Below are 26,324 nucleotides of genomic sequence, written 5' to 3'. Positions count from 1 at the left end.
TTGACATTTTTCTCCCTGAAATGGCAAAAGAGGTACCGGGTTTCCCCGATACCTCCTGATATCTGTATTATTTATTTGTCCCCGATCAGCCAGTTGTACATTTCTTCATACTGCTGTGCGGAATGACTCCATGAGAAGTCTGCTGCCATTGCACGGTCAACCATTTTATTCCATTCGCGTTTGTTGTCATAAAATACCTTTTCGGCATTGCGGACAGTTGCAAGCATCTCATGTGCATTGTAGTTTGTAAAGCTGAATCCTGTACCGGTTCCCTCGTACTGGTTGTATGGCTCTACCGTATCCTTCAGGCCGCCTGTCTCACGCACGATTGGTAAGGTACCGTAACGGAGACTCATCAGCTGACTTAAACCGCATGGTTCAAACAATGATGGCATCAGGAATGCATCTGACGCTGCATAAATTCTGTGGGACATCGGCTCATCATAATAGATCTGAGCAGATACCTTTCCATGATATTTCCAGTCAAAGTGGCGGAACATATTTTCGTAGCGTTCTTCGCCGGTACCGAGTACGACGATCTGAACAGCATCCTGACACAGTTCATCCATGATATATGCGATCAGGTCAAAGCCTTTCTGGTCTGTCAGACGGGAAACGATACCGATCAGCATTGCGTTCGGATCTTCGTTCAGCCCGAGGTCACGCTGAAGCTGAAGCTTGTTTTTGACTTTTTCCTTGCGGAAGGTCTTTGCATTATAATTCTGTGTAATGTATTTATCTGTCTCCGGATTGAATACATCATAATCGATTCCGTTGACGATACCGCGAAGGTCATGGGCACGCGCACAGAGAAGTCCGTCCAGTCTCTCTCCGTAGAACGGTGTCTTGATCTCTTCGGCATAAGTATTACTTACTGTTGTTACTGCATCTGCAAATACAATTCCACCTTTGAGGAAGTTTGCATCTTTGTATGCTTCCAGCTTATCCGGGGCAAAATAGTAATCAGAAAGACCTGTGATACCCTGTACGGTCTTGACATCCCATACGCCCTGGAATTTCAGATTGTGGATCGTCATAACCGTCTTGATTCCCCAGAAAAATTCATTCTGCTGGAAAGAATCATGCAGATATACCGGAACAAGACCTGTCTGCCAGTCGTGGCAGTGGATCACATCCGGGCGGAATCCGATCACCGGGAGCACGGAGAGAACTGCTTTTGAGAAGAAAGCAAACTTCTCAAGATCCCATGGTGCACTGTCATACGGTTTCGGACCGCTGAAATAATATTCGTTATCAATAAAGTAAAACTGGATTCCGTCATATTCCATATGAAGAATTCCAACATAACAATTCTTATATCCCAGATCCATATAGAAGTGGGTGATATATTCCATTTTGTCTTTCCATTCCTGCTTCATACAGGCATATTTCGGTAAAATCACGCGTACATCGAAATAACGTTTATCGAAACATTTCGGAAGTGCACCTGCTACGTCTGCAAGACCTCCTGTCTTGATAAATGGTACTGCTTCTGATGTTGCAAATAAGATTCTTTTCATCTGTAAATACCCCTCCTTGATTCCCGCTGTCAGAAAATTATCTGACTTTCTCGGTCTATGCCGGATTTTTATGTTTATTATACCCTAAAACACTTCTAATTGAAAGAGTGATTTTTGTATTCCAGACGTATTTTATCTGCGATCAGAGCAATAAATTCCGAGTTGGTCGGCTTACCTTTTCCGGTGCTTACCGTATAGCCGAAAAGTGCATCGATCGTGTCCATTTTGCCCCTGCTCCATGCAACTTCGATTGCATGACGTATGGCACGTTCTACCCTGCTCGGGGTCGTCTGATGTTTTTTTGCGATCGTCGGATACAGGACTTTCGTGATAGAATTCAACATCTCCATATCATTGACTGCAAGGATGATCGCATCCCTCAGATACTGGTATCCCTTGATATGCGCCGGAACTCCGATCTCGTGGATAATATTGGTGACATCAGCCTCCAGATTACGTTTGCCATACGGTGCAGGCTCTTCCCGTACTGTCTGGCGTACAGGCTCACGAAATCTCTTTACACTGCTTTTGCGGATATGTTTGATGCGGTTCAGTAATACCTGATTATCAAAAGGTTTCAGCATGTAGTAGGAAGCCCCCAGATTAAATGCATCTTCTGTGATTCTCTCCTGTCCCACTGCTGAGATCACAATAAATGCCGGCTGCTTTTTGACTGTCTGATCATGACTGCACTGCTCCATAACGGTCAGTCCGTCCATTTTCGGCATGATCATATCCAGAACCACCACATCCGGTTCTTTTTCTCTTATGATATTACAGATTTCTTCTCCGTTATGTGCTTTGCCGACCAGCGCCAGTTCTTTATCTTCTTCGATCATCTGACCAAGTATGTCTGTCATTCTCTCATTATCATCTGCAATCGCCACATTTAATTTTTCCATGAGGCCTTTCCCTCCTAACCTACAGCATTCTACTTCCTTACAACAAGGACATTATAGTGGAAAGGCCTTCGCGAAATCAAGCCGAAACTGGCTGAAATACAGCATTTTCGTTCGTCCGAAAGCGACATTTTCCTAGCTTCTTTTTTCATATTTTTCTGCTTTTTTCTTTTTCTTCGCATCTTCGACATGACTTTTTCTGCCATTATTTTTTTATTCTTTTTCCACATTTTCTATCATCGTTTCTGCAAAAATCCCATAACCGCCGGCTGCATCCTGCACGAACACATGTGTAATCGCACCTGCAAACTTTCCATTCTGGATCACAGGACTGCCACTCATGCCCTGCACGATACCTCCTGTCATATCCAGAAGTTCCTGATCGGTCACCTGGATCACAAAACTTTTATTCGAATCCTCATGATTCATATCAATTCTTGTGATCTCTGCTTCAAATTCTTTCACTTCACCATCTATACCGCACAAAACAGTCGCCGGTCCTGTTTCCAGTTCCTGCTTGTATGCAACTTCCATCTTCTTCAGTGAAAGTGGCTTTGGAACGATGTTTAATGTTCCGAAAATTCCCTGATCACAATTCTTATCAATAGAACCGATCACCTGCTGCGCATCGTAATGGATCATCCCTGAAATCTCGCCGGGACTTCCGCTGCTGCCTTTCTGTATCCCGATGATTTTTGCCTGATACAGTGCGCCTTCATTTATATGCAAAAGTTCTCCTGTGTCCACATCGCTGATTCCATGTCCGAGTGCGCCGAAATTCCCCTTTTCATCCACAAAAGTCAGCGTACCAATTCCCTGTGTATTGTCCCGCACCCAGACTCCCAGCTTGTACTCTCCCCGGACATCTTTTACCGGAGTAATCGAAAGAGGGATTTTTTCCCCGTTTCTGATGACCTCAAGTGTCACCTGTGAATCATCCAGCTTCGAAAGATCCTCGATCAGCTCTTTTTTACTGTGCACCGTCTGGTCATTAAATGCCACAATATAATCACCCGGCTTCACAATATTTTTTGCCGGTTCCTGTGTAAATCCCTCCTGCGAAACAATTTCTCCGGTATCAATCACCAGTACACCGTCTGTCTCCATATAGATTCCGACCGTGTCACCGGATACCATGACAGATTCACTGTCCGCCGGGGTAATCTTCACATCTTTAAATGGAATTACACCGAGGATCCGGGCTTTCAGAAGATAGCTTCCGTCACCCGATACAGTAATTGCATCATCAAAACTTAAAAATGGAAAATCCAGCACATTCTTTACCTGTTCTTCTTTTCCTTCTGAAACAAACAGTTCATCCGGGATCTTGCGCTCCAGATAACGATATCCAAACCACACCACTGCAAGCAGATCCAGACACAGGAACCACAGAAGCAGGCGTCGGTATTTCTTCTTTCTGTCCACTCTGCCACATCCTTTCTTTTGTAAACTTCTCTCCATAGAACAAAGCGGACAAGTCCGCTTCAAACTCCCTGAATCCATCAATCTTTGAAGGACTTGTTACGCTTTGCGCGCCAGATGCAGTCTGCTTTAGCAGACATATTCCACACGAAGTAATTTCCTATTACACAAAAAAAGAGAAGAGATCCTTTTGGATCATCCTCTCTTATTATCTGTAGATCTTTTTATTTCAGTCTTGTATTTTTATGTACCTGTGCCAATTCTTTCATTTCTTTTGCATTATCAAAAACAGCCTGCGTGATCTCGGCTCCGCCAAGCAGGCGCGCCAGTTCACGGACAGAATCATCTCCTTCAAGCGGATGGATTTCTGTAATCGTTTCGTTGTCTTTCTGATGTTTTTCGATTTCGAAATGTGTATCTGCCATTGCTGCGATCTGTGGCAGATGCGTAATGCACAATACCTGATGACACCGGCCGATCACTGCCATTTTTTCTGAAACTTTCTGAGCAGTCCTGCCGCTGATTCCAGTATCAATTTCATCAAAGATCAGCGTTTCAATCTGATCACGGTCCGCAAGGATTGCCTTGATTGCCAGCATGATTCGTGAAAGCTCACCACCGGATACGATCTTGCCCAATGGTTTCAGGCTTTCGCCCGGGTTCGTTGAAATCTCATATTCAATATCGTCAAATCCACCTGCCGTATATTCCTTCCGGCGGCGAAATGTGATCTGAAACTGTACATCCAGAAAATTCAGATCTTTCAAACCTTCTGTGATCTTGTCCGTCAGCATCTGACTGTATTTTTGACGGATCACGGATAATTTATGCGAAACAGTTTCCAGTTCTTCTCTGCTCTTTTTAAGATTTTCTTCTGCTTCGTGGAAGCGTTCCTCATATTTATCCAGATTTTCCAGTTTTTGTTTTTGTTTAAGACAATACTCCTGAATGTCTTCAATCGTACGTCCGTATTTTGCCTTGAGACCATTGATCGTATCCAGACGTTTCTCGGTCTCATAAAAAGCTTCATCATCAAAATTCAGATCATCAACGTACGAAGCCAGCTCACGGTTAAAATCATTCAGAAGGCCGTCAATCTCCTGAAGTGCGGATGCCATGGAATCAAGCTGTGTATCATATTCTGTCACACGGCTGATCTCACGTACAGCATTTCCGACCGACTCACCGGCTCCCTGCCCGGATTCATATCCTGTCAGATCACGTACACCCTGTAGTGTCTCAAGGATCTTCCTGCCATTGTTCAGCTTACGGTAGCGCTTCTCCAGCTCCTCATCTTCACCTGATACAAGCTGTGCGCTCTCGATCTCATTGATCTCAAACTCAAGAAACGCACGTTCTCTGTTGCGCTGTTCTTCATCAATGTCAAGTTCATCCAACTGTCTCTTACAGTCACGGTACTCTTTATATGACTTCTGTACTTGATCTTTTGCAGGAAAAATTTCTTCTTTTCCATAAATATCAAGAATTTCAAGCTGCTTATCCTGATACAGAAGTGACTGGTGCTCATGCTGTCCATGAATATCCAGAAGACAGGATGCCGCCGCTTTCATCTGTGCCACAGTACAGGTCTCACCATTGATTTTGTTGATGCTTCTGCCATCCATAAGCTTACGTGTCAAAAGTACCTGGCCTTCCGATGTCTCGACTCCAAGCTCCCGGAGAGATGCCTCCGCACGCGGATTTTCCACCTGAAAAAGCAGCTCCACCAGCGCACTTGACGCACCGGTACGAATCATATCTTTCGCACTTCTGCCGCCAAGGATCAACTGCATGGAGCCTAAGAGAATGGATTTACCGGCTCCGGTCTCACCTGTCAGGATATTAAGACCGGGACCAAACTCCACTTCAATATCTTCGATCAGTGCAAGATTTCTCACATGAAGATGAACTAACATAATTTCAAAATTCCTTTCAAACGCTCAGCTACGCTCTGTGCCTGTTCGTTGTCCCGTGCCACACACATAACGGTATCGTCCCCGGCAATGCTTCCGAGGATTTCTTTCCAGTTCAGTGCATCCAGTGCTGCCGCAACCCCCATAGCCATGCCCGGTACTGTCCGAATCACGATCATATTCTGTCCGACATCAATGGATGTAAGCGCATCATGAAGTACACGTGTATACTTGTCTCCAAGCTCCACAGATGCACTGGAAAGTACTGCATAACGGGATTTTCCGTCTTTGCCGGCAACCTTTGTCAGTTTCAGTGCACGGATATCTCTGGACACTGTTGCCTGTGTCACCTTAAATCCGGCACTGTTCAGTCTCGCAGCAAGCTCTTCCTGTGTATCAATGTCATGCTGCTGGATCAGCTCTATAATTTTTTCGTGTCTTGCACTTTTCACGACATTCCCTCCATCACACTAATTGTTGCTCATTTTCTGTCTCAGCACCTCAACAAAACTCAGATGGTTCAGTTTCAGTATTTTGACGCTGACTGAAGCTTTTTTTATTACAATCCGGTCTCCTGTCGACATCGGCACTTCGACATCTCCGTCAAACGATGCAAGACCGTTTTCCTGAATCTGTCGTCTTCCTTCGCCAAGCTCAACCGTGATCACATCATCTTCCGGAAAAATAAGACTTCTGGTATTCAGCGTATGTGGTGCGATCGGTGTCATCACCGTCATTGCCGCATTCGGTGCTATGATCGGACCGCCGCATGACAGACTGTAACCGGTAGAACCGGTCGGTGTCGCAATGATGATTCCGTCTGCATTGTAGGAATTCAGATAACCGTCGTTCACATAGTTATTAAATCCAACTACACGAAGAGGTGGTCCCACTCTGCTGATCACAATATCATTCAGTGCCACATCCTGTCCTATGATTTTATCACCACGCCATACCGTTCCGGTAAGCATCATTCTCTCTTCTATTTCGTAGTCATCCGCAAAAAGTTTATCCAGCGCTGCATAAATCGATGGCTTATCGATTTCCGCAAGAAAGCCGAGCGTACCGAGATTCACTCCGAGCATCGGGATTTCTCTGTGAACTACATCACGCGCTGCCTGAAGAAGCGTTCCGTCTCCTCCGAGTACCAGAATACACTGTGTTCCCTCAGGGATCAGTTCCGGATCTGTATAATGATATGTGCCCTCTGTCTTACGCTCCGCCTGCTGCACCTGACATTTCTTTCCGTGTTCTTTCAGATACCGTACGATCTCCTCCGTAAATCTCAGATTCTGATCTTTGTCACGATTTGTTATGATATAAAACTTGTCCATCTCTTCTGCCTTCCTTAATCGAGCTGATCATGTGCCTCCCGCACTACCTGCTCCGGTTCTGCTTCAAGAGAAGATTCGATCACTTCTCCTTCCGGTCTTTTCTTAAGATGTAACAGATACTCAATATTTCCCTCCGGTCCCTTGATCGGTGAGAAAGAAAGATGTCTCGGTTCCAGCGCGATCGAGGACGCATAGGCAATTACTTTTTCGATGACCTCAAGATGTACTGCCGGATCTCTTACCACACCTTTTTTGCCGACTTTTTCACGTCCGGCCTCAAACTGCGGTTTGATCAGACAGACGATCTCTCCGTCTTCCGTCAGAAGATTTCTTACCGGAAGAAGTACTTTTGTCAGTGAAATGAAGGAAACATCAATTGATGAAAACTGTGCCGGTTCCTGAATATCTTCCGGAAGGACATAGCGGATATTTGTTTTTTCCATGCAGACCACACGCGGGTCATTACGGAGTTTCCAGTCAAGCTGTCCATATCCGACATCGATAGAATATACTTTTACTGCTCCGTTTTGAAGCATACAGTCTGTAAATCCACCGGTAGATGCCCCTACGTCCATGCAGACTCTGCCATCCAGTTCCACACCGAAATGATTCATCGCCTTTTCCAGTTTCAGACCGCCGCGGCTTACATACGGAAGTGTATTTCCGCGCACTTCGATCTTTACAGTTTCCTGAAACATAGTTCCTGCTTTGTCTTCTTTCTGGCCATCCACATAAACATTTCCTGCCATAATATATGCTTTTGCTTTTTCTCTGGAAGGTGCCAGCGCACGCTCCATCATCAAAAGATCCAGTCTTTTCTTCATGCCTGCTCCTCATATTCCTCTATTGCATTCAGAATCTCCGGTGCTGACAGGCCGATCTTGGCCCGCAGACTGGCGATTTCTCCATGCTGTACAAAGCGGTTCCAGATTGCCAGCGGAAGCACACGTACCTCCGGATGACAGGCTTCCATATAAGCTGCCACATGTTCTCCAAATCCGCCGTTTTTTACATTTTCTTCTACTGTCACAAACAGTTTGTGATCCTTTGCAAGTTCATCAAGAAGTTCCGTGTCCAGAGGTTTCACAAATCTCGCATTGACAAATGTCGGTTCTTCCCCTCTGTTTTTCATCTCTTTATAAACCTGTTCGCATACTTCCGTCATACTTCCCACAGAAAGAATTGCGGTATCTTTGCCCCTGTAAAGGATCTCACTCTTGCCGTAACGAACCGGGCTTTCGAATTCTTCCAGTCCCTGATACGCCGTTCCTCTCGGATAACGGATTGCACACGGACCTGCCGCGTGTACGGCAAATTCCATCATTTTTTCGAGTTCTCTGCCATTCTTCGGTGCCATGACCGTCATATTCGGCATCATAGTCAGATATGACAGGTCAAAACAGCCCTGATGTGTCTCACCGTCTGCACCAACCAGTCCTGCACGGTCGATTGCAAAAATAACATGCAGCTTCTGCATACAGACATCATGAAGCATCTGATCCACTGCTCTCTGAAGAAATGACGAGTAAATTGCAACGACCGGAATCATTCCGCCCAGCGCAAGTCCTGCTGCAAAGCTGACTGCGTGTTCCTCTGCAATTCCCACATCAAAAAGGCGCTCCGGAAATGCTTTCTCAAAAGCCACAAGGCCGGTGCCTGCTTTCATAGCCGCAGTAATACCCACAAGCTTCGGATTGTCTTTTCCCAGGCGCACCATTACATCTGAAAAAACATCCGTCCATGAGGGTCCTTTTTTTGCAGCAAGCTGTCTGCCGGTGCGGATATCAAACGGCCCTGTGCCATGAAACTGATCCGGATGCAGACTTGCCGGTTCGTAGCCACGTCCCTTCTGTGTCAGAACATGGACAATAACCGGTCCTTCTACTCTCTTTGCCTCATTAAAAAGTTTCATCATCTGACGCATATCATGACCGTCAACCGGTCCCAGATAAGTCAGACCCATATTTTCAAAAAGCATACCCGGTATGATAAGCTGCTTGATACTGCTCTTTGTGCGGCGCATCGTATCTACCACCGCAGTTCCCACCTTAGGGATCTTCTTAAGTGTTTTCGTCACATTGATTTTCATGCCGGTGTAGACTTCTGCTGTACGAAGCGCGCTCAGATAAGACGAAATGCCACCGACATTTTTTGAAATGGACATGTTGTTGTCATTCAGGACAATTATAAAATTTGTCTTGAGTTCCGCTGCATTGTTTAATGCCTCATATGCCATTCCTCCGGTAAGTGCACCATCTCCGATCACCGATACCACGCGGTATTTCTGTCCCTGAAGATCACGCGCACGTACATAACCAAGGCCTGCCGAAATAGAATTTGAACTGTGTCCAGCATCAAAAGCATCGCAGTCACTCTCGCAACGCTTCGGGAAACCACTCATACCGCCCTCTTTGCGGAGGTTCCTGAACCCGTCTTTTCTCCCTGTCAGGATCTTGTGTGTATATGCCTGATGTCCTACGTCCCATACGATCTTATCTTCTGGAAATTCCAGTACATTATGAAGTGCCATAGTCAACTCCACGACACCTAAGTTGGATGCCAGATGGCCTCCTGTGTGACTTACGGATTCTATCAGAAACTCTCTGATTTCTTCTGCAAGCTGTGGAAAATCCGCCAGCGCAATTTTGTGTATATCATTTGGCTTATTGATCTTTTCCAACATCCTTCGTATCCCTCTTTCATTTCCTGCGCTCTGCCATCTCTCTGACCAGAGCCTCCAGAAATTCATTTTTATTATTCAGTCTGTCCAGAATTCCGACTGCTTTTTCAGAAAGTTTCTTAACCTGTGCAGACGCTTCTTCGATTCCAAATAATGTCACATACGTAACTTTGTTGTTTTTTTCATCGCTGTGTGCCGGTTTGCCAAGTTCTTCGCTGGTACAGGTCACATCCAGAATATCATCCTGAATCTGGAAGGCAAGACCGATCGCAGACGCAGCCTCACCGATCAGTTTCGTCTGTTCTTCATCAGCTCCTGCAAGTACGGCACCGGTCATCATGGATGCTTCAAGCAGCGCAGAAGTCTTATGTTCATAGATATAATCAAGCGTTGCCTTATCAATCGGTTTGCCATCATTTTCCACATCGACACTCTGACCGCCAAGCATACCGTGAATGCCTGTCCTGTCTGCCATGATCCGGAGAGCACGGATCACACGCGCACTGTCCTCCGTCATGGAAAAAGCACGCAGCATCGTCTCATAGGCATAGTTTAAAAGACTCACGCCGCTTAAAACGCCCATGGCTTCTCCGTAAACCTTGTGTGTGGTAAGACGTCCTCTGCGGTAATCGTCATTGTCGATTGCCGGAAGGTCATCATGGATCAGTGAATGCGTGTGGATCATCTCGATACCTGCCATAAAAGGCTCCACAACTTCTCCTTCTCCTCCGAACAGACAGAATGTTTCCAGAAGAAGAATCGGACGAAGTCTCTTTCCGCCCGCGCACATACTGTAATTCATTGCCTGTGCCATGGTCAGGGCAAAACCTTCTTCCTCTGGCAGCCATCTACGTATCACATCTTCCGCATAAGCGGTTCTCTGCTGTAATTCTTCTTTAAAATTCACGTAATGTTCCATCCTCATCCATCTGGAGCATCTTTTTCTCTACTGTGTCGAGTTTGCCGCTGCAGTATTTCAGAAGCTCCATTCCTTTTTTGTATAAACGAAAAGAGTCTTCCAGTGAAGTGTCACTGCTTTCCAGTTTTTCTGCAATGACGTCAAGCTCCTGAAAGACGTCTTCGATATTTTTTTCGTTATCTGTTGTCTGCTGTGCCATTTTCCCAGTCTTCCCTTCTGATATGCCGTATCTCTGCTTCGAGTACACCGTCTGTCACATTTACTTTTACGATATCTCCCGGCTGTACCTGCTCTACAGAATAAATTCCTCGTCCCTGCTCATCAGCTACAAACGCATATCCCTGATTCAGCTTTTCCAGAGGTGAAAGTCCCCGGTAGCGTTCCAGATAGATACCAAGCTGATGTCGATATCCGAGTACCTTATCCTGCATTGCCTTACGTATCCTGTTTTCGGTATCAATCAGGCGCTGCCGGCTGTCACGGAACTTACTTTCCGGGTTTAAATACTGCATCCGCATCTGATATTTTGCAAGTTTCATGCGGTACAGTTCAAGCTTTCCATTCATTCCACGCTCAAGGCGTTCACGCCCGTTTCGGATTTCCTGCATGATCTGCCTGAAATCATCAACGGCCAGTTCTGCTGCTGCCGATGGTGTCGGTGCACGCAGATCAGATACAAAATCAGCGATTGTAAAATCCGTCTCATGTCCCACCGCGGAGATGATCGGTGTCCTGCATTCAAAGATTGCACGGGCAACCTTCTCTTCGTTAAAAGCCCACAGATCCTCGATCGAGCCACCGCCACGTCCTACGATAATCGTATCCACGCCTGCCTGATCCAGCATATGGATTCCGTGCACGATACTGTCTGCCGCACCCTCGCCCTGAACCAGTGCCGGATACAGAATAATCTGAAGATACGGATTCCTGCGCAATGAAATGTTACGGATATCCTGAACAGCAGCACCGGTAGGTGCCGTAACCACACCAAGTCTGTGAATATAGTGCGGAATGGGCTGCTTATATTCTTCGGCAAACATCCCCATTTCTTCGAGTTCTGCCTTTAATGCAAGAAAACGCTCGTAAAGTGCGCCTGCACCTTCGAGTGTGATCTCTTTTGCATAAAGCTGATATCTGCCGTCTCTTTCGTAAACATCCACCGCTCCGCCGACAACGACACGGTCGCCGTCTTTCATACGGAACGCAAGTCCCCTCCTGTGTCCTGCAAACATGACGCAGGAAAGCACACCAGTCTCATCCTTCAGCGAAAAATAGATGTGGCCGCTAGTGTGATATTTGCAGTTGGAGACTTCTCCCTTGACATAGATCTTCTGCAGGATAAAGTCCTGCGTAAACATATTTTTAACGTATCGGTTGATCTGTCCGACTGAAAAAATATTTTTCATTTTATTCTGCGCTTTCTTCCGGCGCTTTCTTATGGTCTTTCTTTGAAGACCGGATAATGATCTTTGCAGAATGTGTCTGACGACGCGGATGTTTCGGTTCTTCACCGGAATCTTTCCTGCCGCTGGCGATCTTGCCAAGGACACCGTTTACAAACGAGCCTGAGTCTTCACCGCCAAAAAGTTTGGCAAGCTCAACGGCTTCGTTGATTGCTACTCCGACCGGAACGTCCGCGTCCATTTTCATTTCGTAAACTGCCAGACGCAGAGCGGTCAGATCCACACGGTTCATACGTGTAGTCTTCCATCCACGGCTGTAATCATTCAGGATTCCGTCGATTTCTTCCAGATGTTCCAGAATGTGGTCGTATTTCTGCTGGATAGCTTCCTGATCTTTCTCGCTGACTTCACCTAGTCCTTCAAAATAGATGGAAAGCTGTTCCGGCATCTCGTTTTCTGTATTGAACTGTGTCATAAACAACAGTTTAAAGATATGTTCTCTCTGCTCGCTTCTTCGCATATTTCCTCCTGGGAAATGTCTGCCCACGCAGACATTCATTATCAAAACATAACTGTGCAGTACTCTCACAGTAAAGAAAAAAGGAAAGGTTTACTTTCCTTTTTCGTTCTCCATATCAACGCCTGCGATGCGGATGTTTACATCTGCAACTTCAAGGCCTGTCATATTTTCAATGGATGATTTTACTTTGTCCTGAACTTTCTTGCTGACTTCAAGGATATTCTTGCCAAACTCGATGTTCAGTGTCAGGTCTACGGTAACAACACCTTCAAGGACGGTTACCTTAACACCTTTTGAAAGATTCTTGACACCAAGTTTGCTTACCAGTTCGTTTGTGATATTGCCTTCCATGGAAGCAACACCGTCTACGTCTGTCGCTGCAAGTCCGGCGATCACGGTAACTACTTCATCAGCGATCTTTACTTCGCCGATTCCTCCTACGTCCTGTAATTTATAAGTTGTTCTTTTTTCTGCCATTTCAATTCCTCCTGCGGATTTCGAATCGAATAATTGATGGTTTTAGTATATCAAATCTGGCTGCAAATTAAAAGGTTTATTTACTGAATTCTGTAAGCACCAGATCCGGATTTCTGTCTTCAACCATCCCCACACTCCATGCATTGACAAACAGAAGCAGCGGATTGCCTTTCAGATCCGTGACTTTCTTCATATCTGAAGTTCCGGAAATCTTCGCCACGTCAACCTGCTCTTTGTTTGCGATCCAGCGGATGTGTTCATATGGAAGGTTCTCCAGGCGGATTTCTACGTTGTATTCATTTTCCAGACGATATTTCAAAACATCAAACTGAAGTACACCGACAACACCGACGATGATCTCTTCCATACCGGTATTAAACTCCTGGAAAATCTGAATGGCACCTTCCTGCGCGATCTGGTTGATACCTTTGACGAACTGTTTACGTTTCATGGTATCGATCTGGCGTACACGTGCAAAATGCTCCGGTGCGAAAGTCGGTATTCCTTCAAAAGCAAATTTCTTACCCGGTGCACAGATCGTATCACCGATGGAAAAGATGCCCGGATCGAATACACCAATAATGTCACCGGCATATGCCTCGTCTACTACGTGACGGGACTCTGCCATCATCTGCTGCGGCTGGAGAAGTCTCATCTTCTTTTCGCCCTGTACATGGTAAACTTCCTGAGATGCATCAAATTTTCCTGAACAGATACGCATAAATGCGATTCTGTCTCTGTGTGCTTTGTTCATGTTTGCCTGAATCTTAAATACAAACGCTGAAAAATCATCAGACATCGGATCGATCTCGCCCTCATCCGACATTCTCGGAAGCGGAGAAGTCGTCATTTTGAGGAAGTGCTCCAGAAATGTCTCAACACCAAAGTTTGTCAGCGCAGAACCAAAAAATACCGGTGTCATGTTTCCTTTACTTACCTGTTCCTGATCAAAATCAACGCTTGCACCATCCAGAAGCTCAATCTCTTCCATAAGCTGTTCTCTCTGATCCGGATCTACAATGTCATCAAGACGTGCATCGTCGATATTGATTTCCTCAATGACGCCTTCCTTTGTTCCCTTCTGTGTATCAGAGAAAGTCAGGACTTTGTGTGTGTTTCTGTCATAAACTCCGCGGAATTTCTTACCGGAACCGATCGGCCAGTTGATTGGACATGTCGCAATTCCGAGTTCTTTTTCTATTTCATCAAGAAGGTCGAACGTGTCATTTGCATCACGGTCCATTTTATTGATAAATGTAAAAATAGGAATGTGGCGCATAACGCAGACTTTGAATAACTTTCTTGTCTGTGCCTCCACACCTTTGCTTCCGTCAATAACCATGACTGCGGAATCGGCAGCCATCAGTGTACGATAGGTATCCTCTGAGAAATCCTGATGTCCCGGTGTATCCAGAATGTTGATGCAATACCCATCATAATGAAACTGTAATACGGAAGAGGTTACGGAAATACCTCTCTCTTTCTCTATTTCCATCCAGTCAGATACTGCATGGCGGGCTGTGGCTTTACCCTTAACGCTGCCTGCCAGATTAATGGCACCTCCATACAGCAGGAACTTCTCTGTCAGAGTCGTCTTACCTGCATCCGGGTGGGAGATAATGGCAAAGGTTCTTCTTTTTTCTATTTCTTTCGCATACTTAGACACGTTTTGCCTCCTGTCTATTATCCATTTTCCAATTTCTATACAACTTTTTATTCTAGTATATAGAATACCCTGATGTCAAGAAAATTCCCTGTATTTAATCGTAGATCCCTTCTGTCACGATTTCCTCTCCTGAAGTCTCCTGATCATCGTATGTAGCAGTTTCTTCCGCCTGATCCTCTGCTGCCGTTCCGTCATCCGCCGTATCTTCCGCAACAGATGTATCTTCCGAAACAGTGGTGTCTTCGCTTTCATTTAATGGTGTGATCACTATATTCTCCGGTGCGATGCCGGTCTTACGTTTTACGATATCCTCGATCTGTGCACGTCTGGAATCTTCCAGATCTGCTTCCGGTACTACCACATCCGCGGTCTCACCGGTCAGATTGACAACTGCATTTTCGAACCCTTTTGCTTCAAGAAGCATTTCTGCTGCCGCCTCTTTTTCTGCGATCTCGGTCATCTGCACCATGGTATTGACCGCTTCCTGCTTCTGGTCATCCCCTACTTCTGTGTTGTTCAGAATTGCCTGCAGATCTGCTTTGCTCTGTGAACGCACCTGTTCCCTCGAAAGCTTCGCCTGCGCCGCAAAATCCGATGCACCCGTCAGTACGGCTTCTCCCGGTGTACTGCCGTCTTCCGGCCCCTCCGCAGTTTCTGTGACACTGTTTTCATCTGCTGCTGCCGACTCATCGCTCAGATCATAATCCACCTGATCAAGAATACTGCTGCTCTCCGTACTTGCTTCTTTTTCACCAAATCCCAGATCCACATCTGCAAAGTTCAGATAACCGGCTATCGCGATCAATATCGCCAGTGAGGTGATAATGACCTGATTTTTTCTTATCACTTTTTTCAATTTTTACTCCTCATTTCATTTTTATTATTCTAATTTTATGCGCATCTATCTGAAATAATGCCATCACTGCCTGCTGAATCTTCTGGACAGTTACTGCGTTGTCTGCCCCTTCCGCCACGATCAGGACTCCCGTAACTTCGGTTTCTCCGGCACTATAAACGCCCTGTCCGCCTTCCTCCATAAGCATCACTTTTACCTTACCGACTCCTTCTGCATTTTCAAGAAGATTCTCCAGTTTTTCTTCAAGCTCTGACTTCTGCTCCTGTGTTGTCTGCGAAGCCGTAAGATGCTTTTCGCCTGCTGTGTCACTGTTTGCCTTTGATACCGGAAGTGAGATCACCATCAGAAGAAGTCCCGCCAGCAATACGACTGCCCATCTCTGCCTGTTCATTCCCTGAATCCATGATCTGACAGTTTTTTTCTTCGATTCCGAAGTTCCTGCCGAGCGCATCCTTCAGCCCCCTTTCCTGCTCCACCGTCATTTTTTCTTCTATATAAAGCACTGCCGATACCGTCTCTCCTTCTATATGTACGACTGTATCAGTCAGTTTTATTCCGCTTTTTTTGCAGAGTGCCGCGATTTCTGTTTCGATTTCCCGGCAATAACCTTCACGCAGATAAAAGTCCTGAAGATTCTCTGTTTCTTCCGTTTCGAGCGTCTGCATCTCCTGTGTATATCTGTCGGAAAAAATTTCAGCCAGTTCGCTCCCCCGCCCGAAAACGGCAAAAACAGGTGTACACAGAATATAAATCAGAAGCAGCCCCATAAACGAACGGATGTAACGCTCATATTTTGAGTCCGGGATCAGATGCAGAACGGCAGAAAAAAGAATATAAAAAACTGCCAGCGTTTTTACCCACTGATAAAAAGATTCTTTCATATCTTATGCGCCTCCTCCCACACTGGTCATCAGGATCACAAAATCCAGCATGCAAAGCACCTCCGCAGTAAAAAGCACTTTCAGAAGCATCGCACATCCTTCCCCCATGGTTGCCAGTGACTCGACGATTCTTTTATCTGAAACAGGCTGCGCCACTGCCGCAAGAAAGCGATACACAAGTGACTGCAGTCCGTAATGGATCACCGGTCCGACACCGACCGCCACAAATGCCAGAAGGATCACAACGCCCAGACAGTTGCGCACCAGCACCGCACTTGTCAGCACAAGTTCCGTCACCATATTGACTGCGTTCCCGATTCCCGGAAGCGCACCGGCTGCCTTTCCGACCATACTTCGTTTTAGAGTGTCGATAACAGGTGCCACGAGATTACGCACCACCTGAAGTCCTACAACTGCCCCGAGCATAGTCTTAAGTCCCCAGTTCACGACAGTTTTTAAAAGTTCTGCCATCCGATCCAGCATTTCTTCTTTTGACAGATGGTTAATAAGCGATAACAAAACATACATTCCGACTCCCGGAAGCAATATGCCAAGAAGAAGACTCTGCACCAGCCAGACAAGCAAAAGCACTCCTTCATAAAAAACTGCCGCACTGGTCGTCCCCGCTGAGACAGAAACTGTCAGAAAATAGGCAGGAGCCAGCACCCGCATAAATTCCGCCATCCAGGAAAGGACATTTTGAAGTGCCCGGCTCATGCCGGAAAAAGAATCCATACAGACCATAAAAAGCAATAAATACACCACATAAAAACAAGTGTCTCCGATCTGTCCGTTATCAAAAACTGCTGCAAAATTCGAAAAAACTGCCGCGAGTAAAATCAGCAGCAGTATCCTGATATAAAGTCCTTTTTGTTTTTCAAGCTGTCCAAAAAAGATGCGGTAAAAAATCCCCTGCAGATCTTTGCCGGAAAAAATCTTCTCGCCTCTTGTCAGACTGACCAGCGTATCCGTAAGTGAAAAACTGTTTTCTCCGAGCATGTCATCCAGCATCTTTTGCACCTGCGTAAGTTCCAGATCATCGAGGAGATGTTGCATGGTATTGGTCTGAACCATTTCCGATTGCAGGTCTGTTTCCATATTGTCGGATTGCGGATTTGTTTCTGTTTTTGCAATAATCTGCCCTGTCTCTGCACGTACACAAGCCGATGGTAATGTCCATGTAAAAGTCAGCAATAAAAGCAGCCAGATAACTTTCATGCCAGAAACTCCTGAATTGTCTCAAGCAGTGCCAGAAGAATCGGAATGCTCAAGACCATGACCGATAATTTACAAAAAAGCTCAATCTGCGCCGCAGTTGCCTGATGTCCGGCATCTTTGCAGATTCCGGCTGAAAACTGTCCGATATAAGTGATCCCCACCATTTTGATCAGCGTGTAAAAATACTCCTGATCGACAGAAACACTTTTTTGCAGATTTCCCAGTGTCTGAAAAAGGTATTCCAGTTTTCCCACGGCAAGTCCGAGAATCATAATTCCGATTCCCATTGTGATAAATGCTGTATACTCCGCACGCGTTCCTTTCAGGAAAAATCCCATGATCACACCGCACATACCAAGCATCGAAACCCGGATGATATCCATACTGCCTCCCTTCTCAGATCACAAACAGCTTCTGAATACTCTGAAACAGTTCATAAATATAGGGGACTATCCAGAAAAGAGCGATAAGAAGCCCGGCAAGACTGACCATAAATGCCTGCTCGTCCCTTCCGCTGTGTTTCAGCACCTGTGACAGAATGGAAACCAGGATTCCGACCGCCGCTATTTTGAATATTATCGTGACTTCCATTCCACGCCCCCTTTCCCCGGATTTCCTCCTACCAAAACAGAATCGCAATCATTGCACCGCCGAAAATGCCCAGACTGTGATACATTTTTTTCTTTGCCGGAGCATCCTCCTTCGCATTCTGTATCATCCGTTCAAATTCACTTTCATAAAGTGAAAGCTGCCGAAGCTGCATCTCCCGGTCAAGATACCCAAGCCGTTCTCCAAGCTGAGCTATCCGTTCCTTTTCTTCTGCTGACAACGCATTTTCTCTGAGATATTCCATTGCACATTGGCGTACAATCCTTCCCGGATCTTCTTCCTGTCGGTTTTCCATTTTTTCAGATACTGTTTTAAGAAAAACAGCATATCTCTCCGAACAATGCATCGCAGCTTCGCAAAACGCATCCGGAAGGGAACTTCCTCCATAGCGAATCTCACCTTTCAGACAGATGATCACTTGTAAATAATCCTCCAATGCCTGTATATGTTCGGACAGTTTCCGACTCTCCTGACAGCCCATTCCGGCAGATGCAAGAAATACCAGGAATGCCCCGACAGCCCTCAGCATGGTTTCCCCTTCCCGTCCAGAATCTGTACGCTCCTTCCGTTTCGTTTCTGTCTGCCAAGTATGATGTAGCGTTCAAAAACCTGCATACTTTTCAGTTTCTGAAAAAAAGGCTGCTCCATGATGTCTTCGAGTGAATTTCCATGTGCTGTTGCAAGAAGTGTGCAGCCACAGTGAATCACCGACTCCACTGCCCGGAAATCCTCCTCTTTACCAAGCTCGTCCACCGCTACGACTGTCGGTGACATTGAACGGATCAGAAGCTGCATTCCCTCTGCTTTCGGACAGCCGTCCAGCACATCGGTGCGCATGCCCACATCGTTCTGCGGAACTCCCTGATAACATCCTGCCAGTTCACCCCTCTCATCAACCAGTCCGACCGTCATTCCCGGAAGTTTCTCATTCCCGTTGCTGATCTGGCGCACCATATCCCGAAGAAGCGTTGTCTTGCCGCAGCCCGGCGGTGAGATCAGAAGTGTATGACAGATGTTTTCTTTATTTCGGATAAAAGGCATCACCGCATCCGCACACCCAAGTATCTGGTGTGCAAGCCGGACATTGACACAGGAAATATATTTGATGCTGCGGATGTTTCCCTGATCGAGAATGACCTTGCCGGTCACGCCCACACGGTGTCCGCCCTGTACACTGATATAACCCTGCCGCAGTTCATCTTCACACGCATACAGGGAATATCCACTGATGTACTCCAGTGTTTCTTTAAGATCCTGTCTGGTCACCAGATAGGGAGCATCTTTTGTACGGAGAAATTTTTCGCCGCCATCATAACAGAGAAATACCGGTCGTCCCACCCTAAGGCGGATTTCATAGATCCGCTCATAATTCTGCGCTGCATCCAAAAGAAGCTTCCTGATATTCCCTGCAAAAAGATTCTGTACCTGTTCCGCCCTGATTGTCCTCACCTCTCTTACACATAATATATGTGAAGGATCCGAATTTAGTACGGCAACCAAAAGCTTCTGCCGGAATTTTCCTTTCAACGAAAAAACCTCCCACATTAACCGTGGAAGGTTTCTTCGTGTTATTGCTTATTATCTTGTAACTCTTACTCTGATTCTTGCAATCTTTCTGCCTGATCTCACGGTAATAGTCACTGTACCGGTTCTTCTTGCTGTAACAACGCCTCTCGAATTAACACTTGCAATTCTGCTGTTCGAAGTAGAATACGTTACTCTCTGTGTACTCGTAAGCGGAGTTAAACCTACACCCAGTGCAAGGTTCTTCCGTAATTTCAGATTGACTGTACCTGTTAATCTTCTTCTGGTTGCCTTATTTGTCACAGTGATTGCTGTTGTTGCAACATCTGTTCTCTGCACTCTTACCGTAAACTTCGCAGTTTTTCCGCTTGCAAGTTTTACTGTGATCACTGCATTTCCAGCTATTCTCTGTGCTACAATCCTGCCATTTCCGGATACTGCGGCAACTCTTCTGTTGCTGCTTCTCCAGGACACTACCTTATCGCCTTTTGCAAGACCTGAAACTTTTGCCTGGAAAGTCTGTCTCATCTTCATCGGAAGTGTTCTGTTTACCGGAACATTTAAAGTCAGAGTTGCTTTAAGTTTTGCAATGGATGCCCTTTCTTTTGCACCGCCGCATACTTTACAGGTGCGTTCTTTCACACCTGCTGCAACTGCAGTGGCAGCTTTGGTAACTTTCCATGCACCCATGCTGTGTTTACCGGTTGCTTTAATTTTTTCGATGCTACCCTTTGCCTTGCAGACTGTACATTCCTGATGTTTGCTTCCTGCCGCACCGCACGTCGGGTTCTTGTCTGTTACCCATTTATAAGTATGTTTACCTGTTGCAGGTATTGAAGTTTCTCTGGTGTCTTGATGAAGTTTACATTTCTCTATCAGTTTTCCGTTTTTCACGCAGGTAGGTTCTGTCCTCTCAGCAATTTCCCATATACACTCTCCTGAATTTATGGAAACCTGAACTTTTGTTTTTTTCACCGTACCAGTTACCGTACCTTTCTTCTCAGTTTTCGCTGCGAGGCGTTTCATTTACGGAAGCTGTACATCGACATGTTCCCACCGTAATTCAAGAGGATCCTGCGACCATATGGCGCCACTGTAATCCTCCCCAAGATCTAAAAGTATATAGGAGCCTTCATCCAGCGAGATGGTTCGAAGATCTCTCGAAAGTCCTTCTCCTGTCCATTTGATGTAGGCCTCCCGAAGTACCCACTGTGTAAAAAAGGCTTTTTCCGGCTCATCTGCATCCAGGATCTCCCGGATCATATCCTGTGGAACCATCCGTTCCAGCATCCGCTCATAATTTGCCTTACGGTGCTGCTGCACATCAATTCCCACTTCCTGACCGGCAAGGATGCACATTACGTACTTACCGGAATGGGTAATGTTATAATGAATCTTCGGCTGCAGGCTTAAAAATGGTTTTCCGTGCTCTCCCGTCGCCCTTGGCTCTCTCGAAAGTTTCAATCCGTATTCCTGCAAAAGCCCTGTCTCAAGAAGCTTTTCTCCGATCATATGCTCCATGTTTTTGTGTTCGTACTGCTGTGCAACCTCTGTAAAATAAATAACCGCCTTCATACTCCAGCCTCCTTTAGGAACCGGGACGGTTCCCGTTTCTTCTCATACTGCTGTCTTACGTAACACAGAGTCAGCTCTTTTCTGGCGCGTGTCATGCCAACATAAAAAAGTCTCCGTTCTTCCTCGATTGCCGCTTCAAGAACAGCTTTTTTGTATGGCATGCTCCCTTCATTTACATTGAGGATGTACACCCTGTCGTATTCCAGTCCCTTAACTCCGTGAAGAGTGGAAATCAGAACGCCCTCCCTTTCTTTTTCCTGTTTGCGTGCCTGTTCTTCCAGCTTCTGCGTATAATCCTCTATGTAATCTTCCCATTCTTTCAGGCTGTCCATACCCTTCGTACTCTCGGTCAGCCGATCCAGAATTTCACTCAACTCTTCTGGTTTTATTTTACGATACTCTGCATATTCACGCAAGTATTCTTCATATCCCATACCTTTTCTGATAAAATTTATCGCCGCATATGGTGCCAGTCCTTTCAGAATCCGCAGGTGCGTCTCCAGTGTAGTAAGACGGTCACACATCCAGTCTTTATCCTTGTAATATTCTTTTAGCTGATCAAAAGATATTTCCGGTGAAAGCGACAGGGCATCTCTCGCTATATACCGGTTCGGACGGTTCATAAATTCCAGAAAATTTTTCCTGCTTCTGTCCCCGTTTGCAAAACGCATATAAGCAAGCAGATTCCGACATATCCAGTGATGAAAAAGATTCGGCAGTTTTTCTTTCATATAGAATGGCACCTGCCGTTCCATCAGCGCTCCGACCAGCCCTTCCGCCTCCTGATTGGTACGGAGAAGAAGTGCCGTATCTTTCAGATCATCTCCTTTTTCCATCCTCTCACGAAGCCGCGCGACCACAGACAGATATTCTTCCCGCGGATTCTGGTATTCACTTATGGTCACTTCATTTCCTTCCTGATTCGGTGTTGAAAGATTCTTCTGAAATCTCTTTTTATTTGATCCGATCAGCCGAAGTGCCGAAGCAAGGATCCTGCCGCTGCAACGGTAATTTACATCGAGCGTAACCGTCTCCGCCTTCGGATAATCTTTCGTAAAATTAAGCATGATCTCCGGCCTCGCCCCACGGAAATGATAGATGGACTGATCATCGTCCCCGACAATAAAAAGATTGTCCTGCGGTTTCGCCAGCATCCGTACAATATCATACTGAAGATGATTGATATCCTGAAACTCATCGACCAGAATATACTGAAATTTATTCTGCCATGCCGCCAGAATGTCCTTCCTCTGAACAAAAAGCTCATAGCAGTAGAGAAGCATATCATCAAAGTCCAGCTTGCGCCGTGCCTGACATGTCTGACAGTAGCCACTGTAAATCTGTCGGAATACTTCGTCCGGGCAGCAGGAAGAATAATAATATTCCAGAGAAATCCGATTTCCCTTGACCACACTGATCTCTTTTGCGATTTCTTCCGGGAAGTCCCCTTCTTCTGCCAGATCTCCACCGTAATTCAGAATCAGCTCTTTTAAAATGCCGGACTTTTCTTCTTCGGACAAAATATTGGCTGCAGTAAATCCGTATGCCTGCCTGAGGATTCCATAAAACACTCCATGAAATGTACCAAACGTCACCCTTGTTGCAGACTGTCCGGTAAATTTAAGAAAGCGTTCTTTCATTTCTTTTGCTGCGGCTCTGGAAAAAGTCACTACCAGAATATTTTCCGGCGGAATCTGACCCTCACCTGTCATATATGCAGTTCTCTCTACGATTACGGAAGTTTTCCCCGAACCGGGGCCTGCCAGAACCATCATCGGTCCTGACAGGTGGGCGATTGCCCTTGATTGAGATGGATTTCGTTTCATATTTATCAGCTGAGCTTTTCGATAGCTGCCTTTACACGTTTCAGTGTTTCTTCTTTACCGATGATCTCCATGATCTCTGTAGCTCCTGCCGGTGTCATCTGTTTGCCGGATACTGCTGTACGCAGAGGCCACATTACATAGCCGTTCTTGTAGCCTTTTTCTTTTACAAATGCGCTTAAGGATGCAAACAGCGGATCATTGGTATAATCTTCCTGTGCTTCCAGAACCGGAAGTACTTCTTTCAGGACAGCAAGAGAAGTTTCTTCGTTTGTTTTCATTTTCTTGTGGCAGTACATTGCAGAATCGTATTCCGGTACTTCCTCAAAGAAATCGATCAACGCCGGGATATCCGGGAATGTCTCGATTCTTGTCTGAACCATACCTGCGATCTTGCGGAAGTTGTAATCTTTCTTGAGGACTTCTTTCATGTATGGAAGTGCTCTCTCATAGAATTCTTCCGGATCCATTTTCTTGATGTATTCGCCATTCATCCAGCGAAGCTTGGTGATATCAAATACAGCCGGTGATTTGCTGATGTGATGATAATCAAAAGCTTTGACCAGTTCCGGGAGGGAGAAGATCTCACAGTTGTCCTGCGGGCTCCATCCGAGAAGTGCAACAAAGTTTACGATTGCTTCTGTCACAAATCCCTGCTCCAGAAGATCCTCATAGGAAGAATGTCCGGAACGTTTGGACAGCTTCTGATGCTCTTCGTTTGTGATCAGCGGACAGTGTACATAGACCGGAATATCCCATCCGAATGCTTCGTAAATACGGTTGTATTTCGGTGCGGAAGAAAGATACTCATTTCCTCTGACTACATGTGTGATTCCCATAAGGTGGTCGTCTACAACGTTTGCAAAATTGTAAGTCGGGTATCCGTCGGATTTGATCAGGATCAGATCCTCCATCTCCTCGTTATTTACAGTGATATCACCATAGATAACATCATGGAAAGTGGTGGTTCCTTCTGTCGGCATGTTGAAACGGATAACATGCGGTTCGCCTGCATCAAGACGCTTCTGCACTTCTTCTTTGGACAGGTGCAGACATCTCTTGTCATAGATAGAAATCTCTTTGCCAGCAACGACACGTTTCATGGATTCCAGTTCTTCCGGTCCGCAGAAGCAATAATAAGCATCCCCCTGCTCGATAAGCTGTTTTGCATATTTCAGATAAAGGCCGGATGCCTGTCTCTCACTCTGTACATATGGTCCGACACCACCGTCCTTGTCCGGTCCTTCATCATGAATAAGTCCGGTGCTTTTCATGGTACGGTAGATAATATCGACTGCACCTTCCATATAACGCTCCTGGTCGGTATCCTCAATACGGAGGATAAAATCTCCGTCCTCGTGTTTTGCAATAAGATATGCATAGAGTGCTGTACGAAGATTGCCGACGTGCATTCTTCCTGTCGGGCTCGGTGCAAATCTGGTTCTGATTTTTGTCATCGTTCTTTCCTTCCTTTCAAAATGTAAAACCCCTGAGACACTGCTGCCTCAGGGAATACTTTAAAACTTATGCTTCAATACCTCTGCTTCTGAGATATTCGATCACATCTCCCACAGTTGCCAGCTCTGTAAGTTCTTCGGCAGGTATCTCTATATTGTACTCATCCTCAAGAGCCATTACCAGTTCAAAAAGGTCGAGAGAATCTGCTCCAAGATCATCTTTAAAAGAAGTGTCTGCGGTAATCTCACTTTCTTCGCAGTTTAACTGCTGCGCAATCATTTTTCTCATTTCTTCTAACATTGCTTTTCTCCTTTATCAAGTAACTTATCTCTGCTTTGATGTGCAAAGTATATATTCTGGAAAAGTATTTGTCAATAGATTTTCCAGATTTTAGAGAAGCCTTTCAGGCTCTTTAAACTTAATCTGTCTTGCCACGCTTAAGGCAAGTCCCATCTCCGACATCAGGAACACGATTGAAGTACCTCCGTAACTGACGAACGGCAGTGTAACACCTGTATTCGGCATCAGATTCAATACAACCGCAATGTTAAAAATAACCTGCAGTGCAATATGTATAAAAATACCGCTGACCATCAGCGATCCAAACAGATCCGGTGCATTCTGTGCGATAAAAAACAATCGATACAGAAGGTATGCAAACAACAGTAAAAGAATAATTCCACCAAGGATGCCAAGTTCTTCACATACAATTGAAAAGATCATATCGTTCTGTGCTTCCGGTACGCTTCCGAGCTTCTGGATACTGTTTCCGAGACCACGACCGAGAAATCCGCCGGAACCGATCGCATACAGTGCCTGAATCGTCTGATAACCATCACCCGATGCAAAATCCTCCGGATGTAACCATACCAGAATACGGCGCAGACGAAAACTGGAACTCGTCTCGAGAGAAGAGCTTAAGATCATAACAAAAATAATGATCAGCACAATACCTACTCCTGCCGCGATCAGAAAAGGTTTCACCTTCGGATGCGCAATGAAGATCAGTCCCATCGTGATGCAGAAAATGATGATCGCGGTACTTAAGTTATCGGTACATGCATATGCCAGAAATGCAAGTGCACTTCCGCTTCCTGCGAGGATCATAAATGCCTTGAGTGTTTTAATATTCCTGCCCATATTGACGATCATATAGGACAGGCACACAATAACTGCAATCTTTGCAACCTCGGATGGCTGAAAGGACAGAGGGCCGAGATTCAGCCAACGCCTTGCACCATTCGCCGTTCTTCCGAGAGGTGTCTTAACCAACATCATCAAAATAGCTGCCATTCCGTACAGCACCCCGGTAAATTTTGTCAGAATATGATAGTCGATCTGCGAAATTCCAAGTGCTATGATAATACATCCAAAACTGATTGCCGCCTGTTTTTTGAAGTAATACATGTCATCACCGTAATTCAGCTCTGCCATGTAGGAACTGGTACTGTAAAGCATGACCAGACCAAAACATGTCAAAAGAATGATAACAGCGAGAAGACTGTAATCATAGTAATCTGTTTTCTTTTTTGTTTTTGGTTTTTTAATTGCTTTTTTTTCTCTGCTCATAATGTACAGTATAGCAGACTCCTTTTCTAACCGCAAGAAAAAACAGGGAAACGGCACA

General features: G+C 45.6%; 27 protein-coding genes and 1 pseudogene. All 28 read right to left on the bottom strand.

Translation table 11 applies throughout. The annotated features are described in order from the left end of the window. Window positions 1–71: 71 nt before the first annotated feature. Complete coding sequence (gene glgA, locus BQ7344_RS14465) at window positions 72–1,520, bottom strand: glycogen synthase GlgA (RefSeq protein ID WP_072523109.1); 1,449 nt, start codon at window positions 1,518–1,520, stop codon at window positions 72–74. A 95-nt stretch (window positions 1,521–1,615) separates the two neighbouring features. Beyond that, the gene (spo0A, locus tag BQ7344_RS14460) at window positions 1,616–2,422 is read right to left on the bottom strand and encodes a sporulation transcription factor Spo0A (RefSeq protein WP_072523108.1); all 807 of its coding nucleotides are present in this window, start codon (window positions 2,420–2,422) and stop codon (window positions 1,616–1,618) included. A gap of 210 nt (window positions 2,423–2,632) precedes the next feature. Further along, window positions 2,633–3,880 (bottom strand): SpoIVB peptidase, encoded by a 1,248-nt coding sequence (gene spoIVB, locus BQ7344_RS14450; RefSeq protein WP_072523106.1) that lies wholly within the window; start codon window positions 3,878–3,880, stop codon window positions 2,633–2,635. 185 nt (window positions 3,881–4,065) lie between these two features. Then, window positions 4,066–5,757, bottom strand: a complete 1,692-nt coding sequence (recN, locus tag BQ7344_RS14445) for a DNA repair protein RecN (RefSeq protein ID WP_072523105.1) — start codon at window positions 5,755–5,757, stop codon at window positions 4,066–4,068. Then, window positions 5,751–6,206 carry an arginine repressor gene (gene argR / locus BQ7344_RS14440; RefSeq protein WP_072523104.1) on the bottom strand — a complete coding sequence of 152 codons (456 nt, stop codon included), beginning with the start codon at window positions 6,204–6,206 and terminating at the stop codon, window positions 5,751–5,753. Before argR ends, recN begins: the two co-directional genes overlap by 7 nt. Before the next feature lie 18 nt (window positions 6,207–6,224). Then, entirely contained in the window at window positions 6,225–7,088 is an 864-nt protein-coding gene (locus BQ7344_RS14435) for an NAD(+)/NADH kinase (RefSeq protein WP_072523103.1), read from the bottom strand. A gap of 14 nt (window positions 7,089–7,102) precedes the next feature. Beyond that, a complete protein-coding gene (locus tag BQ7344_RS14430; protein ID WP_072523102.1) occupies window positions 7,103–7,912 on the bottom strand; it encodes a TlyA family RNA methyltransferase in 810 nt (269 codons plus the stop codon). After that, complete coding sequence (gene dxs / locus BQ7344_RS14425; RefSeq protein ID WP_072523101.1) at window positions 7,909–9,771, bottom strand: 1-deoxy-D-xylulose-5-phosphate synthase; 1,863 nt, start codon at window positions 9,769–9,771, stop codon at window positions 7,909–7,911. Before dxs ends, BQ7344_RS14430 begins: the two co-directional genes overlap by 4 nt. A 16-nt stretch (window positions 9,772–9,787) precedes the next feature. Then, window positions 9,788–10,675 (bottom strand): polyprenyl synthetase family protein, encoded by an 888-nt coding sequence (locus BQ7344_RS14420; protein ID WP_072523100.1) that lies wholly within the window; start codon window positions 10,673–10,675, stop codon window positions 9,788–9,790. Next, window positions 10,665–10,886 (bottom strand): exodeoxyribonuclease VII small subunit, encoded by a 222-nt coding sequence (xseB, locus tag BQ7344_RS14415; protein WP_015541126.1) that lies wholly within the window; start codon window positions 10,884–10,886, stop codon window positions 10,665–10,667. Before xseB ends, BQ7344_RS14420 begins: the two co-directional genes overlap by 11 nt. Continuing rightward, entirely contained in the window at window positions 10,864–12,093 is a 1,230-nt protein-coding gene (xseA, locus tag BQ7344_RS14410; protein ID WP_072523099.1) for an exodeoxyribonuclease VII large subunit, read from the bottom strand. Before xseA ends, xseB begins: the two co-directional genes overlap by 23 nt. A gap of 124 nt (window positions 12,094–12,217) precedes the next feature. Then, window positions 12,218–12,610, bottom strand: a pseudogene (gene nusB / locus BQ7344_RS14405) (transcription antitermination factor NusB); the annotation flags it as partial. A gap of 90 nt (window positions 12,611–12,700) precedes the next feature. Beyond that, window positions 12,701–13,087: an Asp23/Gls24 family envelope stress response protein gene (locus tag BQ7344_RS14400; protein ID WP_072523097.1), complete on the bottom strand. Its 387-nt coding sequence runs from the start codon at window positions 13,085–13,087 to the stop codon at window positions 12,701–12,703. Window positions 13,088–13,163: 76 nt separating this feature from the next. Next, complete coding sequence (locus tag BQ7344_RS14395) at window positions 13,164–14,753, bottom strand: peptide chain release factor 3 (RefSeq protein WP_072523096.1); 1,590 nt, start codon at window positions 14,751–14,753, stop codon at window positions 13,164–13,166. A 94-nt stretch (window positions 14,754–14,847) separates the two neighbouring features. Continuing rightward, the gene (locus BQ7344_RS14390; protein WP_330392907.1) at window positions 14,848–15,600 is read right to left on the bottom strand and encodes a SpoIIIAH-like family protein; all 753 of its coding nucleotides are present in this window, start codon (window positions 15,598–15,600) and stop codon (window positions 14,848–14,850) included. A gap of 19 nt (window positions 15,601–15,619) precedes the next feature. Beyond that, window positions 15,620–16,000: a hypothetical protein gene (locus BQ7344_RS14385; protein ID WP_227196503.1), complete on the bottom strand. Its 381-nt coding sequence runs from the start codon at window positions 15,998–16,000 to the stop codon at window positions 15,620–15,622. Further along, window positions 15,915–16,490: a stage III sporulation protein AF gene (locus BQ7344_RS14380; RefSeq protein ID WP_072523093.1), complete on the bottom strand. Its 576-nt coding sequence runs from the start codon at window positions 16,488–16,490 to the stop codon at window positions 15,915–15,917. Before BQ7344_RS14380 ends, BQ7344_RS14385 begins: the two co-directional genes overlap by 86 nt. Before the next feature lie 3 nt (window positions 16,491–16,493). Beyond that, on the bottom strand, window positions 16,494–17,708 hold the full coding sequence (locus BQ7344_RS14375) for a stage III sporulation protein AE (protein ID WP_072523092.1): 1,215 nt from the start codon (window positions 17,706–17,708) through the stop codon (window positions 16,494–16,496). Continuing rightward, entirely contained in the window at window positions 17,705–18,091 is a 387-nt protein-coding gene (locus BQ7344_RS14370) for a SpoIIIAC/SpoIIIAD family protein (protein WP_072523091.1), read from the bottom strand. Before BQ7344_RS14370 ends, BQ7344_RS14375 begins: the two co-directional genes overlap by 4 nt. Before the next feature lie 13 nt (window positions 18,092–18,104). After that, entirely contained in the window at window positions 18,105–18,299 is a 195-nt protein-coding gene (gene spoIIIAC / locus BQ7344_RS14365) for a stage III sporulation protein AC (protein WP_072523090.1), read from the bottom strand. Window positions 18,300–18,327: 28 nt separating this feature from the next. Next, the gene (locus tag BQ7344_RS14360) at window positions 18,328–18,846 is read right to left on the bottom strand and encodes a stage III sporulation protein AB (RefSeq protein ID WP_072523089.1); all 519 of its coding nucleotides are present in this window, start codon (window positions 18,844–18,846) and stop codon (window positions 18,328–18,330) included. Then, the gene (spoIIIAA, locus tag BQ7344_RS14355) at window positions 18,840–19,844 is read right to left on the bottom strand and encodes a stage III sporulation protein AA (protein WP_330392881.1); all 1,005 of its coding nucleotides are present in this window, start codon (window positions 19,842–19,844) and stop codon (window positions 18,840–18,842) included. The genes BQ7344_RS14360 and spoIIIAA overlap by 7 nt, the downstream gene beginning before the upstream one ends. 51 nt (window positions 19,845–19,895) lie before the next feature. Beyond that, window positions 19,896–20,816, bottom strand: a complete 921-nt coding sequence (locus BQ7344_RS14350) for an Ig-like domain-containing protein (RefSeq protein ID WP_159431382.1) — start codon at window positions 20,814–20,816, stop codon at window positions 19,896–19,898. 51 nt (window positions 20,817–20,867) lie between these two features. After that, window positions 20,868–21,416 (bottom strand): 4'-phosphopantetheinyl transferase family protein, encoded by a 549-nt coding sequence (locus tag BQ7344_RS14345; protein ID WP_072523087.1) that lies wholly within the window; start codon window positions 21,414–21,416, stop codon window positions 20,868–20,870. Then, the gene (locus BQ7344_RS14340) at window positions 21,413–23,242 is read right to left on the bottom strand and encodes an ATP-dependent helicase (protein ID WP_072523086.1); all 1,830 of its coding nucleotides are present in this window, start codon (window positions 23,240–23,242) and stop codon (window positions 21,413–21,415) included. Before BQ7344_RS14340 ends, BQ7344_RS14345 begins: the two co-directional genes overlap by 4 nt. A gap of 5 nt (window positions 23,243–23,247) precedes the next feature. Next, on the bottom strand, window positions 23,248–24,696 hold the full coding sequence (gene gltX / locus BQ7344_RS14335; RefSeq protein WP_072523085.1) for a glutamate--tRNA ligase: 1,449 nt from the start codon (window positions 24,694–24,696) through the stop codon (window positions 23,248–23,250). A 67-nt stretch (window positions 24,697–24,763) separates the two neighbouring features. After that, window positions 24,764–24,997, bottom strand: a complete 234-nt coding sequence (gene acpP, locus BQ7344_RS14330; RefSeq protein WP_072523084.1) for an acyl carrier protein — start codon at window positions 24,995–24,997, stop codon at window positions 24,764–24,766. 90 nt (window positions 24,998–25,087) lie between these two features. Continuing rightward, on the bottom strand, window positions 25,088–26,266 hold the full coding sequence (locus tag BQ7344_RS14325; RefSeq protein WP_072523083.1) for an FtsW/RodA/SpoVE family cell cycle protein: 1,179 nt from the start codon (window positions 26,264–26,266) through the stop codon (window positions 25,088–25,090). Window positions 26,267–26,324 lie beyond the last annotated feature (58 nt).

Origin of the sequence: Blautia sp. Marseille-P3087, from assembly GCF_900120195.1 — a bacterium.
Taxonomy (GTDB): domain Bacteria; phylum Bacillota; class Clostridia; order Lachnospirales; family Lachnospiraceae; genus Blautia_A.
This window is presented reverse-complemented; position numbering and strand designations above follow the sequence as displayed.